This window comes from Bartonella sp. TS25HLJMH (assembly GCF_042193505.1).
In the GTDB taxonomy this organism is placed as follows: Bacteria; Pseudomonadota; Alphaproteobacteria; order Rhizobiales; family Rhizobiaceae; genus Bartonella; species Bartonella grahamii.
Genome location: NZ_JBHILV010000003.1, coordinates 37512 through 53356, shown reverse-complemented (window position 1 = coordinate 53356; position 15845 = coordinate 37512). Strand labels below are relative to the sequence as shown.

Sequence of the window (15845 nt, the reverse complement as noted above, 5' to 3'; positions counted from 1 at the left end):
ATTAGATAAAATACCTCAGGCAAATCAAGTTTTATAAAAATTTACCTTTAAAATATAATAGTTTTTATTGGCAAAAAAAAATTTTGCTCTATTCCCTCTTTTTGTATGATGCTATACGGTAATTCTTTGCCAGTATTATAACAAAAAATTATAAAATTGTATTACGAAAAATTAGGCTAATATTATCATGGTTTCTTTGCCACAAGATCGTATGAGACAGCTTGAAAAGCGCTTTGAAATAATTGAAAGCCAAATGACGACTAATCCAAATGCTGAAACATATGTCAAATTAGCTTCTGAATATGCAGAACTACAACCCGTTATTGCCTCTATACGCGCATTAAATGCTCTTTACGGAGAGATTACAGAATTAGAAATGATTATCAATGATAAACAAACAGATATAGAGATGCGTAATCTTGCCCAAGAAGAGCTAACATTGTTATATAAAAAAGTAGAACAATTTGAAAAAGAACTCCAGATTCTGCTTTTGCCTAAAGATGTTGCTGATGAAAAAAACGCTATTGTTGAAATTCGAGCAGGAACGGGTGGATCAGAAGCAGCACTTTTTTCTGGTGACCTTTTCCGCATGTATGAACGTTATGCCCATGCTCACCATTGGAAAGTAGAAGTCATTTCACTCAGTGAGGGAGAAGTTGGCGGATATAAAGAGATTATTGCTACTATCTCAGGAAAAGGTGTCTTTTCTAAATTGAAATATGAATCAGGGGTTCATCGTGTGCAACGCATCCCCGAAACAGAAACCGGTGGACGTATCCATACATCTGCTGCTACCGTTGCAGTCCTTCCGGAGGCTGAAGAAATTGATATTGATATTCGCCCTGAAGATATTCGTATTGACACAATGCGTGCATCTGGAGCAGGAGGACAGCATGTTAATACAACGGATTCAGCTGTTCGTATCACGCATATTCCAACAGGAATTATGGTCGTACAAGCAGAAAAATCACAACATCAAAACCGAGCACGAGCCCTTCAAATTTTACGGGCACGCTTATTCGATATCGAACGACAGAAAGCGGAAAGTGAACGTTCAGCTTCTCGTAAAAGCCAAGTTGGTTCTGGTGATCGTTCAGAACGTATTCGTACCTATAATTTTCCACAAGGACGTGTCACGGATCACCGTATTAATCTAACCTTGTATAAGCTTGATCGTATTCTAGAGGGAGATCTTGATGAGCTTCTTCATGCACTCATCTCAGATCATCAAACAACATTACTGATGGAAATGGATAATAATTGAGCAAATATTCTTTCAAGAATGTCATCCAACAAATGCAAGAAAAATTGCGCACGAATGGAATTGCTGAAGCCGATCTCGATGCGAAAATACTCATTGAATGGATAACAGGAATAAATGCTGCTGAAAGAATTTCTAAACCAGATATGCATCTGTCTTCTGAGCATATTATACAAATAGAACAGGTTTTACAACGGCGTATTGCAGGCGAACCCGTCTACCGTATTATAGGAGCGCGAGAATTTTATGGTATATCTTTTACATTGTCTCAAGAGACGTTAGAACCTCGTCCTGATACAGAAACGCTGATAGATCTTGTTCTCCCTTTTCTCCAAAAACAGGTCGAAAATTTGAGAAGAACAACATTCCTTGATATGGGAACAGGAAGTGGCGCCATTGCCATTACACTCCTTAAACAAATTCCCCAATCCTATGCGGTGGCAGTCGATATTTCTGAAGATGCCCTTAAAACAGCGAAAAAAAATGCAAAGAATGCTGAAGTAGCACACCGCTTCACACCTCTTCTTAGCAACTGGTTTGATGCTGTCGCAGATCGCTTTGATTTCATTGTTTCCAATCCACCTTATATTCCCGCACAAGATATCAAAAAACTTGCAAAAGAAGTGCGCTTACATGACCCATTGCGCGCCCTGATAGGAGGGGAAGATGGACTTTATTTTTATCGAAAACTCGCCCATGAAGCAGCCAACTACTTAAAAGAAAACGGCTATGTCGCTGTTGAAATTGGTTACTCTCAAGAAAATGAAGTCTGTAATTTATTTGAAAAAAATGGTTTTCAATGTCTAGAAGTGCGTAAAGATCTAAGTGGAATACCCCGCGCACTTCTATTTGCATGCAAACATTAAAATTCCCAATCATCATCCGTGGTAGCAACCGCCTTGCCAATGACATAAGAAGAACCTGCCCCTGAAAAAAAGTCATGATTTTCGTCAGAGTTTGGTGATAAAGCTGCCAAAATAGCGGGATTAACACGACAAACCTCAGGGGGAAAAAGAGCTTCAAAACCTAAATTCATTAAAGCCTTGTTAGCATTATAATGAAGAAAAATTTTAACATCTTCTGTCAATCCAAGTGCATCATAAAGATCTTCAGTATATTTGCACTCGATATTATAAAGGTCAAAGAGCAGGTTAAAAGCAAAATCTTTAGTTTCTTTCTTTTTGGCTTCATCAAGCTTTGCAAAGCCCAATTGGAATTTATAACCTATATAATAACCATGGACTGCTTCATCACGAATAATTAATCGAATGAGATCTGCTGTATTGGTCAACTTAGCGCGACTAGCCCAATACATGGGCAAATAAAAACCAGAATAAAATAAAAAGCTTTCCAGCAAAGTCGAAGCAATTTTTTTCTTAAGTGGATCATTTGCTTCATAACGCTCAAGTACTAATCTAGCCTTTTTCTGCAAATGAATATTTTCTTCTGACCATCTAAACGCATCATCAACTTCAACCGTTGAACAAAGGGTTGAAAAAATAGAGGAATAAGAACGTGCATGAACCGCTTCCATGAAAGCAATATTCGTCAACACTGCCTCCTCATGCTCTGTTATTGCATCAGCCAGAAGCGAAATGGCTCCGACAGTGTTTTGAATTGTATCTAAAAGCGTTAGTCCTGTAAAAACACGAATTGTTAATTTACGTTCTTCATCTGTTAAGCTTGACCATGAGGGAATATCATTGGAAAGTGGAACCTTCTCAGGTAACCAAAAGTTCCCAGTTAAGCGGTTCCATACTTCAAGATCTTTCTCATCATGTAATCTATTCCAATTAACAGCGCACACAACAGGATTTTTGGTTGTAATCTTTGTCATATGATGATCTCCTATAAACTGCACGAAACACAGCCATCAACTTCTGTTCCACTTAATGCTACTTGCCGTAATCGTACATAGTAAATACTCTTTATACCTTTTTTCCAGGCATAAATTTGTGCGCGGTTAATATCACGTGTGGTAGCGGTATCAGGAAAAAATAATGTTAATGAAAGACCTTGATCAACATGCTGTGTTGCAGCAGCATAGGTATCTATAATTTTTTCAGGACCAATCTCATAAGCATCTTGGTAAAAATTCAAATTCGTATTATCCATATAAGGAGCAGGATAATAAACGCGCCCAATTTTTCCCTCTTTGCGAATTTCAATTTTTGAAGCAATTGGATGAATAGAAGAAGTGGCATGATTAATATAGGAAATAGATCCCGTAGGTGGAACCGCCTGCAAATTGCGGTTATAAAGCCCATACTCAATGACTAATTTTTTGAGTTCCTGCCAATCCTTTTGATCTGGGATAACAATATTGTTCCGTGCAAAAAGCTCTTGCACAAGAGCAAATTGCGGTTTCCATTCTTTTTCAATATATTTTTCGAAAAAACGTCCATCTGCATAAGCTGATTTTTCAAACCCTGCAAACATTTCTTGACGTTCACGTGCAATCAAATTGGAAGCCCGTATGGCATGATATGTCACAATATAAAAATAGATATTAGTAAAATCTATCGCTTCTGGAGACCCATAATAGATTTGTTCACGCGCTAGAAACCCATGCAAATTCATTTGTCCCAAACCAATCGCATGACTTTCAGCATTGCCTTTCGCAATGGAAGGCACACAAGCAATATTGCTCATATCCGAAACCGCAGTAAGAGCACGAACAGCAGATTCCACGGTCTGTCCGAAATCAGGACTTTCCATTGCTTTGGCAATATTCATGGATCCAAGATTACAGGATATATCACTTCCAATCGTGCGATAAGTTAAATCTGTCTCCAGTTCACTTGCTTCACTCACCTGCAAAATTTCTGAACATAAATTGCTCATACTTATGCGCCCAGCTATTGGGTTCGATCGATTAGCAGTATCCTCAAATAAAATATAGGGATAACCCGACTCAAATTGAATTTCTGCTAATGTCTGGAAAAAAATGCGTGCACTTATTTTCTTTTTACGAATCTTTGCATTATCAACAAAAGAACGATAATGCTCCGTTAAAGAAATATCGCTAAAGGGCTTACCTGTCACACGCTCGATATCATAAGATGAGAAGAGATACATGTCCTCATTATTCCGTGCAAGCTCAAAAGTAATATCAGGAATAACGACACCAAGCGAAAGCGTTTTGATTCTAACTTTTTCATCAGCATTTTCACGCTTTGTATCCAAAAACTTCATAATATCTAAATGGTGAGCATGCAAATAAACAGCTCCAGCCCCCTGTCGTGCCCCAAGCTGATTGGCGTAAGAAAAAGAATCTTCCAAGAGTTTCATCACCGGTAAGACTCCTGAGGACTGATTTTCTATTTGCTTAATTGGTGCCCCAGCTTCCCGCAAATTCGTTAAACAAAGCGCCACACCTCCACCACGTTTTGAAAGCTGCAAAGCCGAATTAACCGAACGACCTATCGATTCCATATTATCTTCAACACGTAGCAAAAAACACGAAACCAATTCACCACGTTGTTTTTTCCCAGCATTTAAAAATGTCGGTGTTGCCGGCTGAAACCGTCCTGTAATAATTTCATCCACAAAACTTTCAGCAAGAGCTTTATTCCCTTGTGCCAAATATAAAGCTACAAGACAGACACGATCTTCATAACGTTCAAGATAACGTTTCCCATCAAAAGTCTTTAATGTATAGCTGGTATAGTACTTAAATGCGCCTAAAAAGGTAGGAAAACGAAACTTAAATGCATAAGCACGCTTAAAAAGCTTTTTAATAAAAGAAAAGTCATAAAGCTCAAATAAAGCTTTTTCGTAATAACCTTCTTCTATTAAGTAGTCTATTTTTTCCTTCAGATTATGAAAAAAAACTGTATTTTGATTAACATGCTGAAGAAAATATTGCCGTGCGGCAAGCCGATCCATATCAAATTGAATATGACCATTTTCATCATAAAGATTAAGCATTGCATTCAGCGCATGATAATCAGTAATCTGCTCCGATTTCTGCGCTTGTCCTATACCAATTGTTTCCAAAATCTTTCCAATCCCTTTTTTACATAAATAACGTCTTCATCAGTTCCACGCAGTTCAAAACGATAAAGGCAAGGTACACAACATTTTTCAGCAATGATTTTACTTGCTAAATTATAATAACAACCAAAATTACGATTCCCACCACCAATGACACCACGAATTAATTTTCGGTTCTCAGCTTCATTAAGAAAATGGATAACGGCTTTCGGCACTGCTCCTCTTCCTTCACCATCTGCATATGTAGGAACAACCAGTACATAAGGTTCACCAACCAATACAGAAGGCTTTCTTTTATCAATTTTGAAGAGTCGTTGACCAAGTTGCGAGACAAAATGTTCTGTATTACCCGTTGCACTCGAATAATAAACAATAAGCCCCATTAAGCACAAAGACCACTAATCATATCTGGTCTAAAACCAGACCAATGATTTTCACCACAAACAACGACAGGAACCTGACGATACCCCAGAGATTGAACAAAACTGTATGCTTGTTCATCACAAGAAATATCAACAACACGATAATGAATGCCTTTTGCATCAAAAGCGCGGCGTGTAGCATCACATTGGACACAAGATGGTTTGCTATAAATAGTGATCGACATTTTCTTCAACTTTCACAATTCAAAACAATCAACCCTAAAAGGTCAATCTAATAATTTTATAAGTACTCAAGAATAACAAAAAACAGAAATTGTACGCAAAACATGTGGTTATTTTAAAATAGTACACAGCTTCCTGAACATAACAGAATTCCTCATCGAATAACTTCAAAGACTATGATGAGAATAAGCGATTATTCTATAACTTAAATGGCAAAGCCCCCCAGTTATAAAACAATCTTTTGCTTGCATTACAATTCCCTCCTGCTGTCTAAAAAACTAACGTTCTAAACTACCGTTTTTCAAGAGCTCTGTTTTACTCTTTTTCGGCAAAAATCAATTACAAAAACGAAAGGAATCCTTCCAAAAGAGATCCTTCAGCAAAAACACTGCTATGCCCTTGGTCAATAAACTCTTTACAATAATGGAAATAACTTAGATACCAAACGAAACACACTAACACCCTCTCTTGTGCTTATTTAGAATCACCAATCATTTTGATACTATATATAGTATATACTCTCTCTCTTTCGTCAAGGTGAATTCAATTATTATTTTTAATTTTCCACGATCTTCCCACTAAAATTTTCAGTCCTCAAAACTATGTAATAATATAACATTTTATTGACAAATGTTATATTATTACATAGTTTCCAAAATGATAAGCAACGATGGTAAAAATATGGATCTGCACTTCAATAAGACAACATTAGGCTATGGAAATAGAATAGCAATAAAGAACTTTTCAGCAAAGTTAAAAGCTGGTTCATTGGTTGCAATAACAGGTGATAATGGCGCTGGAAAATCGACACTGCTAAAAGCCATCGCCGGATTGATTAAACCTCTTAAGGGAAAAATTACAAAACCAAAAAAAAGCCGCATTGCTTATCTTTCTCAGCAATGTGATGTAGATCAAACATTTCCAATTGATGTGAAAACGCTTGTAAAAACAGGACTGTGGTCTTTTTGTGGATTATGGAAAAGCCAGCGCCCTTATGATTCTAAGATTCAAAATGCGCTTGAAATGGTTGGGCTTACAGAACTCGCACCCCGTTCGCTTGAAACATTATCAGGCGGGCAATTACAACGTGCTCTTTTTGCACGTATCATTGTGCAAGATGCCAATATTATTTTGCTTGATGAACCTTTCAATGGTGTAGATCATAATACCCAAAAAGACCTTCTTGCACTGATCACATACTGGCAAAAACAAGGACGCACAGTTCTCACAGCACTCCATAACCCTCTCATCGTGCAAGAATTTTTCCCCCAAATGATTCAAATTAATCAACAAGACGCCTTTTATGGAGAAACAACACAGTTTTTAAACAACACTATTCATCACGTTATGCCATCTCTCACATCCAATTCTTTTCCTATTAGCGCACAAAAACAAAATCTTCCCATCAATGATCCTCTCTTTCTTAGGTTATAAGACGTGTATGCATTTTTTCTTGCCCCCTTTGTTGATTTCCAATTTATGCAAAACGCCCTTATCGGTTCTATTTTCCTATCTATTAGCGCTTGTCCTGTTGGTGTATTTTTGATGCTCCGTGGAATGAGCTTGACAGGAGATGCTATCTCTCATGCCATTCTTCCTGGTGTTGCAACTGCTTTTCTGATTTGTGGATTTTCCCTCATATCTATGACACTTGGTGGCATCTTCGCTGGTATTATTGTTGCTTTAGCAACCATTTTAATTTCACGAAATAGCTTTCAGAAAGAAGATGCATCCATGACTGTCTTTTATCTTATTGCACTCGCGGCAGGTGTCATCATTATCTCACTAAAAGACTCAACAATTGAGCTGCTTCATCTCTTATTCGGATCGGTTCTTGCACTTGATGCACAAGCCCTCTGGTTAATCACTACTATAATGCTGATTACACTATGCAGCCTTTGTATTTTTTGGCGTGCACTCGTTTTAGAAAGCTTTGACCCCCTCTTTTTTAAATCACTCTCTCCATTAAGTAAATATATTCATATTTTATTGCTTGGACTTGTGGTGTTGAATCTGGTTGGAGGCTTTCAATCACTAGGAACATTACTTTCCGTTGGCATTATGATGATTCCAGCTATTACAGCCCGTTTTTGGTTTTCACGGCTAGGCCCTATTTGCGCGCTTTCCACTCTTTTTGGAATCATTTCTAGCGTATGTGGTCTCCTGCTTTCTTTTCATCTTTCACTTCCCTCCGGCCCTGCTATCATCATTGCCGCAGGATTTATTTATCTTTTTTCCTGCTTGATGAGTCCACGTGGCTTTATTGTAACATGGTTTCCCCACCTCTTTTATACCTCCTCACTTTAAGGAAAAAAATGTGCCTAAGTTTGCTCAAAAATTTGTTCTTCTTGGAGCTTTATTGCTTTCCCTTTCGCCATTTTCTGCTTCTGCAAACAATAAAATCAAAGTTGTTGCGAGCTTTTCTATTCTCGCAGATCTCGTAAAAAATGTAGGAGATAACCATATCTCTATGACCACTTTTGTAGGTCCCAATGCGAATACCCACACTTATGAACCTACCCCCCATGATGCTCAAGCTCTTAGAAATGCTCAAATTATTTTCATCAACGGACTTCATTTAGAAGGATTCATTGATCGCCTCATTACAGCAAGCGGTACAAAAGCACTTCTTGTCAAAGTTAGCGCTAACATTCCCTCCCTCAAAATGAAAAATCAAGAACATAATGCCCATCACCACCACAGCATTATTGATCCACACGCTTGGCAAACAATTCCCAATGTCAAAATCTATGTGAAAAATATCGCTGCTGCTTTTTGTAAAATCGATCCACAATCCTGCACCAGCTACAAAAAAAATGCCGAAACCTACATCCAAAAACTTAAAATAGCACAAGATACCCTGAAAACAAAAATTGCTACCATCCCTAAAGATAAACGTATCATTATCACATCTCATGACGCCTTTGGCTATTTTGCCAAAGAATATGGCTTTACTATCCTTGCCCCCCAAAGTGCTTCAACAGAAGCTGAAGCAACCGCAGCCGATGTTGCTAAACTTATCAAACAAATTAAAGCGAATAAAGCAGCTGCACTATTCGTTGAAAATATCTCTAATCCCCGTCTCATAAAACAGATTGCAAAAGAAACAGGTTTAAAAATTGGTGGAACACTTTATTCTGATGCATTGTCAAATAAAAATGGCCCCGCAGCAACTTATCTCGATATGATGGAACATAATGTGAATACCATCATTGATGCCATCACAAAACATTAAGATCTTCTACAAAAGAGATAAAAAAGCGTTCATAAAATCGTAAGTCTATGATTATGTTACTAATGATACCCAACAATCTATAATTGATAACATTGATATAAAATAAAGTTACTTTTACAGAGAAATTTATACTCAATAGATGCTAAGATAGATAAAGTAAGTGGATTTATTGCCTCATGGTGCCCAGATCGTCAACGGCATCATTCTATTTTCCAACGCTTCTTTTACAATAACTCTCGACACTTGAAACGATCCATAAAAAGCATTTGCGGTCTCTTTTTTAAAGTATTTTTATCTACCCAACTCCATTTATAACATGCAAGTAGAATGAGTGTATGAATAAAAACATCTTGAAGAAAAAATGCCTCTTATGAAGAGTCTCAACACAATAATTGTTGCAATGTTAGAGACTGGCAGAGAGTATGATGATGGCCCCAGCTTGCATTTTTATAAGCATAAAGATGGCGATACACAATGGAGTTTATGTTATACTACTCATAAACGACTGTGTGAAAAAATAGTTGGAATAACCTTGCAAAATATTTTTTAAAACAAGTGCGTGAATTGGCAACCTAAGAGCCTTCTTTTTAGGTATTTTGTTTTGTATGAGAGATGCAATTCTATTCAAAGAACGTAATAAAAAAATGTGTTCGGCAATGCGCAGTCTCCATTATGCAAGAGACATTGGCTCAGACGTTTTTGAAAGTCGCAATATTAAATTAAAAGATGATGCTGAAGATAGAAACTATTTTTATTTTTATCTTTATGCTTTCATATTCCCCTAAATTAAGCTGTCTCCTCATTTTAGAAATTACATAAGAAGATAAGCTTATTCCACTCTGATATACAAAAACTGAATACAGCACTGAACCGTCTTCATATTTTTGTCTCAAACATACTGCTGTATAAAGTTTAGGTTGATTTATAAGCAACAAAAAAGCACGCACTTTACAAGAAAGCAATATCATAAAACCATTAATAGACTGGCAATATATTGAAAAAATATACCAGCTTTCATAAAATGCTTTGTAAAACAATAAGATAACTATCTTTATCCCTGCTGATTCTTATAGCTGTTCGCACCAATCCCTTCTGTCATATTCATAAAGATCTGTTTAAGGATGGTCTATAGGCAATTTTTTAACTCAAGAATATAGAAAGATCGATGGGATGTTACAGATGTGTTTCATCTGCTTTTATCATTAAAAGTAATGAAAATTGTAAAACAAGCGCGCCTTCTATCTCTCAGTGATTTCTTTTGCAACTGATCGGATACCCTCGCTGAGAATTGCATAGTGATTTACATGAGAAAAAATAAACTTGCAGCATACGCGCGTAGGCTTCTCTCTAATTTATGTGATTGGTAGAAAAAACAAAAACTTCTTATAGGAGCTCTGAAACCATTTAAGATCATATGGCCAGCGGTAAAATAGAATATACCTATTCTCGTACAAACTATTTAGAACAGCGTCGTATTTTTGGATCAAATAGACTTCTTATGTTAGGGATCAAAGCTAAGATAGGGGGCGCATCCCCTCTCATCTGTGAATTATTGTTTCCCTCTATTTCTCTCATTTACTTTTTATAAGTTACATAAATTATTACATCAAGAAACATATGATAAAATATTGTTTTTTTTATGAAAAAATTATAAATTAGCAAAATATGGTTAATAAATGGTTATATTTTATATTAATATTTTTTATAATGAAAATAATTTTATTATGTTTGAGATTTGAAAATAATATTCTTCTCACAGACCGTGACAATGCACATTTTCTTCATATAAATGTTTTGACATTCTCAGCGCCATGGGACAATGGATCATTATCAAAACTTTTAAAATTTTGTTTTTAATCCCATCGGTTACAACCTTATTTTGTAAATGTAATCGAGAAAGTCGAAACGCAACATTATCATGACGCAACATAAAAGAAAGCCTTGTCACATCAATTAATGCTTACTTATTATTTGTGCGCTTTCCAGTGTTTTTGTTAAAAGTATGAAAATTCTGATGAGCGACAGTGAAACTTAGTTTTTGACCATAGTCGTATGTCAAGCGTTCTTTTATTTCAATCGTAAAGATGATATCATTCCAACGCGTTAAAACATGGCAACCTGTTCCAATAGGCTTGATAAGCTCAATTTTTGTGTGAAAGACAGGTCCTTTATCTGGATATTCGCCCAATAAGATTATTTCAGGTCTGAATGCTAAAAGATCAGTTTCTTTGCCATAAGAAAATGAATGCCCTAAATGTTGTTCTAAGACATGGCGATCAAGAAAATTCATAGGAGGAGAACCAATAAAATCAGCAACAAATGTTGTTGCTGGAGTGTCGTAAATTTCCATTGGTGTTCCAATTTGCTCGATAGCTCCTTTATTCAAAACGACTATTCTATCAGCTAATGTCATAGCTTCTAGTTGATCATGGGTAACATAAAGGCTAGTCGTTCCTAATGAACGCTGTAGTGTTTTTATTTCAATACACATTTGCGCCCGCAATTTTGCATCAAGATTTGAAAGAGGTTCATCAAAGAGAAAAACACGGGGTTGGCGTACAATCACACGCCCCATTGCAACACGCTGACGTTGTCCTCCTGATAATTGTCGTGGCTTACGATCAAGAAATGATTCTATCTCCAAAAGTTTTGCAGCATGTGCGATGCGTTTTTTAATTTCTTCTTTAGGAGTTTTACGATTTTTAAGACCATATTCTAAGTTTCCACGAACTGTCATATGGGGATAAAGAGCATAATTCTGAAAAACCATAGCAATATCACGATCAGCTGGTTCACGATCATTGATACATTCGTTATCAATACATAATTCACCTGAGGTAACTTGTTCAAGTCCTGCTATAATACGCAATAAGGTTGATTTTCCGCACCCTGAAGGACCGACAAGAACAAGAAGTTCTTTATCAGCAACAGTTAAGTTTAAATCATCAATGACCAGAATGCCGTTGTCATACCGTTTTTTTATATTTGATAACTGGATTATGGCCATAATTACTTCTCCGTTTCAATAAGGCCTTTGATAAAAAGCCGTTGCATGAAGATAACAACAAGAACAGGGGGAACCATGGCAACAACCGATACTGCCATGAGTATATTCCATTGAGGATCATGTTGAAGTGATTCGACAATAAGCTGTTTTAAAATAATAAGGATCGTTTGATGATTTTGATCCGTTGTGATGATAAGAGGCCAGAGATATTGTATCCATCCATAAATGAACATAATGATAAATAAAGCAGCGATATTGCTTTTACTAAGAGGAAGAAGAATATCCTTAAAAAATTTAACTGGGCCTGCACCATCAACACGTGCTGCCTCTAAGAGTTCATCTGGAACAGTCAAAAAAAACTGGCGAAATAAAAATGTAGCGGTTGCAGATGCAATAAGTGGAATAATCATTCCACTATAGGTGTCGATCATCCCCAATTTCGCAACAACCTCATAGGTTGGAAGAATACGAACTTCGACAGGGAGCATCAATGTAACAAAAATAAGAACAAAAGCAGTTTTTCGGAAAGGAAAACGCATATAAACAATTGCATAAGCAGATAAAAGTGAAATAATAATTTTCCCAATACTAATCCCAAGAGCCATAATGAGTGAATTCATTAAGAGTGGCCAGAGGTTGGGAAGACCGAGTTGTGCAAGGCCATCACCAAAGATTGTTTTATAATTTTCCAAAGCATATTTCCCAGGTAAAAGAGGAAGTGTTCCTGAGTTGAATGCTGCTGAACTATGGGTTGATGCAATGATAGCAACATAAACTGGAAAGCAAATAATGATAATGCCAACAATGAGAGTAATATGGGTTAGAAATTTCAAAATAGGGCGATTTTCAACCATAATTTACTTCCTAATATTGTACACGGCGCTCAATCCAGCGAAACTGAATAAAGGTTAAGACAATAACCATCAACATCAATATTGTTGATTGTGCTGCTGATGCACCGATTATTTGATTTCTAAAGCCATCGTCATATACTTTATAGACGAGGATGCTCGTTGCACGCGCAGGACCTCCAGAAGTTGTGTTATCAATAATACCAAAGGTGTCAAACATAACATAATTGACATTGACAATAAGAAGGAAAAACGTCGTTGGTGAAATTTGCGGGAAAACCACAGTCCAAAATCGTTTAAAGGGACCAGCACCATCAATGGCGGCTGCTTCTATTTGAGAACGCGGAACAGACTGAAGACCTGTAAGAAAAAAGAGAAAATTATAAGAAATTTGTTTCCAACTAGCCGCTATGACAATAAGAATCATTGCTTGAGTGCCATTAATACGATAATTCCATAGCACCCCTATTTTCTCGAGAAGAAAAGGGATAATTCCGATAGTGGGATGAAAGATAAACAGCCATAATATACCTGCCAATACTGGAGCAACAGCATAGGGCCAGAGCAAAAGCATTGTATAAGCCTTTTTTGCACGGATGACACGATCAACACAGACAGCTAAGAGAAGTGATATTGTCATTGAAGCGACAGTAACTGAGATGGAAAATACTGCGGTTGTAAGAAGTGATTGCAGATAAGTAGGATCAGAAAGAACGGTTAGATAATTTTCAAAACCAATAAAGGTTGTTGTAAAGCCAAAAGGGTCTTCACGCTCAAAAGATGATTTTATTGCTTGAGCAGCAGGCCAAAAGAAAAATAAAAAAGTCACAAGAAGCTGAGGAAAAAGCAGTCCGTAAGAAAGTAGACTATTTTTAAAATATGCATGTTTTTCTTGCATTCGTAGGGCTCTTTAAATGTAGAGACTTAAAAAAGATAAACAAAAAGAACTCAACTGTTTTTGTTGAGTCTTTAATGTTTAACAATAAAACGAGATTAATGATTAGATTTTTCAAATTCACGCAAGAGTTTATTTCCACGTTCAACGGTCTCATCTAAACCATCTTTCGGTGTTTTTGAACCACTAAGAACAGCTTCCAACTCTTGATCAAGAATGGCACGGATTTGTGGTAAATTACCAAATCTTATCCCTTTCGAGTTAACTGTTAGTGGATTAAGATTAATCTGTTTGATAGCTATATCCGCACCTGGCGTTTTTTCATAGAAATGTTGTTTTTTGCTCAATTCATAAGTCGCTTTTGTGGTTGGAAGATAACCTGTTTTCTGATGCCATTTTGCTTGGTTTTCAGTTTTTGAAAGAAATTTAAGAAAAGCGGCTGCCCCTGCATATTCCTTTGGGGTATGTCCCTTGAACGCCCAAATAGAAGCTCCACCAATAACTGAATTTTGTGGTGTCCCTTCTGCATCCTTATAATACGGTAGCATACCAACTCCCACATCAAACTGAGCTTCAGAAACAATTCCAGCATGTGATCCTGAAGATTGCATAAAAATTGCACAATTTTGTGCCATAAACATTGGTGTTGAATCCAATGCGCCCGCTGGACCACCATAACGGAAAATACCTTGATCAGACCACTTTTTCAGGTCAGACCACATACGCACTTGTAAAGGTCCATTAAATGTAAGTTCTGAATCAAGTCCTTTAAAACCATTCTCCTTGGTTCCAAAAGGAACATTATGCAACGCTGAAAAATTTTCTATACCAATCCATTGAGCGGCATAAGCCATTGTAAAACCGCAAGTTGCCGCTTTAGTCTCAAGAATTTTTTTGGAAAAGTCTTCTATATCTTGCCACGTTTTAGGAGGCTGTTCCGGATCAAGCCCCGCTTTTTTAAAGATATCTTTGTTATAATAAAGAATGGGAGTTGAAATATTGAATGGCATAGAGATGATACGTCCCTGTTCATCGGAGTAATAACCACTAATAGCAGGGAAATAATCTGTAGGATCAAATTCTTGTTTTGTATCAGCCATAAGTTGATAAAATGGATAGATTGCGCCTTTTGCAGCCATCATAGTTCCAGTACCAACATCATAAATTTGTGCAAGCACTGGCTGTTTCTTTCCACGAAATGCTGCAATGAGTGAAATCAATCCCTCTTCATATTCACCGCGAAATGAAGGAATAACTTTATACTCAGATTGGCTTGCATTAAAATCGTTAATGAGACTTTCAGTTTGCTTTCCTAATTCACCACTCATAGAATGCCAAAAGCTGATTTTTGTCTGCGCAACACTTGCTGTTATCCCCGCTGTAGACATTACGATAGCAACCGTGGCCGCTATGGAAAAATAAAAACGACTCATGGCTCACCCTTTCTGAAGTGATGGAATACAAACTACCCCTAAATCTATAGTATTACATATGAACATGCTATGACAGTTTTATTTCAGAAATATATTCTCTCATTTAAACAGGAACCACCAAAAGGTCAAATGAATTTGTTTAAATTTATTCGTTTTCTTTTATAAGCTTTCTTATGTATTAACGAGATATGCGTTTGTAACTATCTGAAAAAAGTGAGATGACTAAAATAAGCAAAGTCAATTGGTAAAAAGATATAGATCGCAAATTTCATTCAATGACTATTTTAATATATGGATTTACTTTTTTAAAAAGAATTGTTTATTCTTTTGTTATTTGTCTTATAACTTTCGACTTATAACTTTAACACGATGTTGCTACTGAATTTAACGAAGAGAAAAATAGAATTTTTCTTAAAACTAAGAAAATCATTTTGAAGCGCTTAATTGTCCCCTTTCCTGTAGTGAGATCACGCCCCTCACGCAAAACAAAATGACATTGTTTTATCAATTTTCATGTTGTTAAAAAATCTTTCAATACATCTACATTACATGATAGCTCCTA

Annotated in this window: 13 protein-coding genes; 5 read left to right on the top strand and 8 right to left on the bottom strand. The window is 36.5% G+C overall.

Going from position 1 to position 15845, the window contains the following annotated elements; genetic code table 11:
* The first annotated feature begins 187 nt into the window (after positions 1 to 187).
* The gene (gene prfA / locus ACFINF_RS02390) at positions 188 to 1264 is read left to right on the top strand and encodes a peptide chain release factor 1 (RefSeq protein WP_375619514.1); all 1077 of its coding nucleotides are present in this window, start codon (positions 188 to 190) and stop codon (positions 1262 to 1264) included.
* A complete protein-coding gene (prmC, locus tag ACFINF_RS02385; RefSeq protein ID WP_375619513.1) occupies positions 1261 to 2127 on the top strand; it encodes a peptide chain release factor N(5)-glutamine methyltransferase in 867 nt (288 codons plus the stop codon). The genes prfA and prmC overlap by 4 nt, the downstream gene beginning before the upstream one ends.
* Here prmC and nrdF read toward each other — a convergent pair.
* From nrdF to nrdH, 4 genes are read right to left on the bottom strand one after another with little or no spacing between them, the layout of a single operon-like run.
* Complete coding sequence (gene nrdF / locus ACFINF_RS02380; protein WP_375619512.1) at positions 2124 to 3098, bottom strand: class 1b ribonucleoside-diphosphate reductase subunit beta; 975 nt, start codon at positions 3096 to 3098, stop codon at positions 2124 to 2126. The genes prmC and nrdF overlap by 4 nt on opposite strands.
* A gap of 11 nt (positions 3099 to 3109) precedes the next feature.
* Positions 3110 to 5260 carry a class 1b ribonucleoside-diphosphate reductase subunit alpha gene (gene nrdE / locus ACFINF_RS02375; protein ID WP_375619511.1) on the bottom strand — a complete coding sequence of 717 codons (2151 nt, stop codon included), beginning with the start codon at positions 5258 to 5260 and terminating at the stop codon, positions 3110 to 3112.
* The gene (gene nrdI, locus ACFINF_RS02370) at positions 5242 to 5640 is read right to left on the bottom strand and encodes a class Ib ribonucleoside-diphosphate reductase assembly flavoprotein NrdI (RefSeq protein WP_375619510.1); all 399 of its coding nucleotides are present in this window, start codon (positions 5638 to 5640) and stop codon (positions 5242 to 5244) included. The genes nrdE and nrdI overlap by 19 nt, the downstream gene beginning before the upstream one ends.
* Positions 5640 to 5864 carry a glutaredoxin-like protein NrdH gene (nrdH, locus tag ACFINF_RS02365; protein WP_005774163.1) on the bottom strand — a complete coding sequence of 75 codons (225 nt, stop codon included), beginning with the start codon at positions 5862 to 5864 and terminating at the stop codon, positions 5640 to 5642. The genes nrdI and nrdH overlap by 1 nt, the downstream gene beginning before the upstream one ends.
* A gap of 679 nt (positions 5865 to 6543) precedes the next feature.
* On the opposite strand from nrdH, the gene ACFINF_RS02360 reads away from it, so the two are divergent.
* From ACFINF_RS02360 to ACFINF_RS02350, 3 genes are read left to right on the top strand one after another with little or no spacing between them, the layout of a single operon-like run.
* On the top strand, positions 6544 to 7296 hold the full coding sequence (locus ACFINF_RS02360) for an ABC transporter ATP-binding protein (protein WP_375619509.1): 753 nt from the start codon (positions 6544 to 6546) through the stop codon (positions 7294 to 7296).
* A 3-nt stretch (positions 7297 to 7299) separates the two neighbouring features.
* A complete protein-coding gene (locus ACFINF_RS02355) occupies positions 7300 to 8169 on the top strand; it encodes a metal ABC transporter permease (protein WP_375619508.1) in 870 nt (289 codons plus the stop codon).
* A gap of 10 nt (positions 8170 to 8179) precedes the next feature.
* Positions 8180 to 9097 (top strand): metal ABC transporter solute-binding protein, Zn/Mn family, encoded by a 918-nt coding sequence (locus ACFINF_RS02350; RefSeq protein WP_375619507.1) that lies wholly within the window; start codon positions 8180 to 8182, stop codon positions 9095 to 9097.
* Positions 9098 to 11057: 1960 nt separating this feature from the next.
* On the opposite strand, the gene ACFINF_RS02345 is transcribed toward ACFINF_RS02350, so the two are convergent.
* From ACFINF_RS02345 to ugpB, 4 genes are all read right to left on the bottom strand, one after another.
* The gene (locus tag ACFINF_RS02345; RefSeq protein WP_375619506.1) at positions 11058 to 12104 is read right to left on the bottom strand and encodes a sn-glycerol-3-phosphate import ATP-binding protein UgpC; all 1047 of its coding nucleotides are present in this window, start codon (positions 12102 to 12104) and stop codon (positions 11058 to 11060) included.
* Positions 12105 to 12106: 2 nt separating this feature from the next.
* A complete protein-coding gene (gene ugpE / locus ACFINF_RS02340; RefSeq protein WP_375619505.1) occupies positions 12107 to 12958 on the bottom strand; it encodes a sn-glycerol-3-phosphate ABC transporter permease UgpE in 852 nt (283 codons plus the stop codon).
* A 10-nt stretch (positions 12959 to 12968) separates the two neighbouring features.
* On the bottom strand, positions 12969 to 13853 hold the full coding sequence (gene ugpA / locus ACFINF_RS02335; protein WP_012754601.1) for a sn-glycerol-3-phosphate ABC transporter permease UgpA: 885 nt from the start codon (positions 13851 to 13853) through the stop codon (positions 12969 to 12971).
* Positions 13854 to 13948: 95 nt separating this feature from the next.
* Positions 13949 to 15283 carry a sn-glycerol-3-phosphate ABC transporter substrate-binding protein UgpB gene (gene ugpB / locus ACFINF_RS02330; RefSeq protein WP_375619504.1) on the bottom strand — a complete coding sequence of 445 codons (1335 nt, stop codon included), beginning with the start codon at positions 15281 to 15283 and terminating at the stop codon, positions 13949 to 13951.
* Positions 15284 to 15845: the final 562 nt, after the last annotated feature.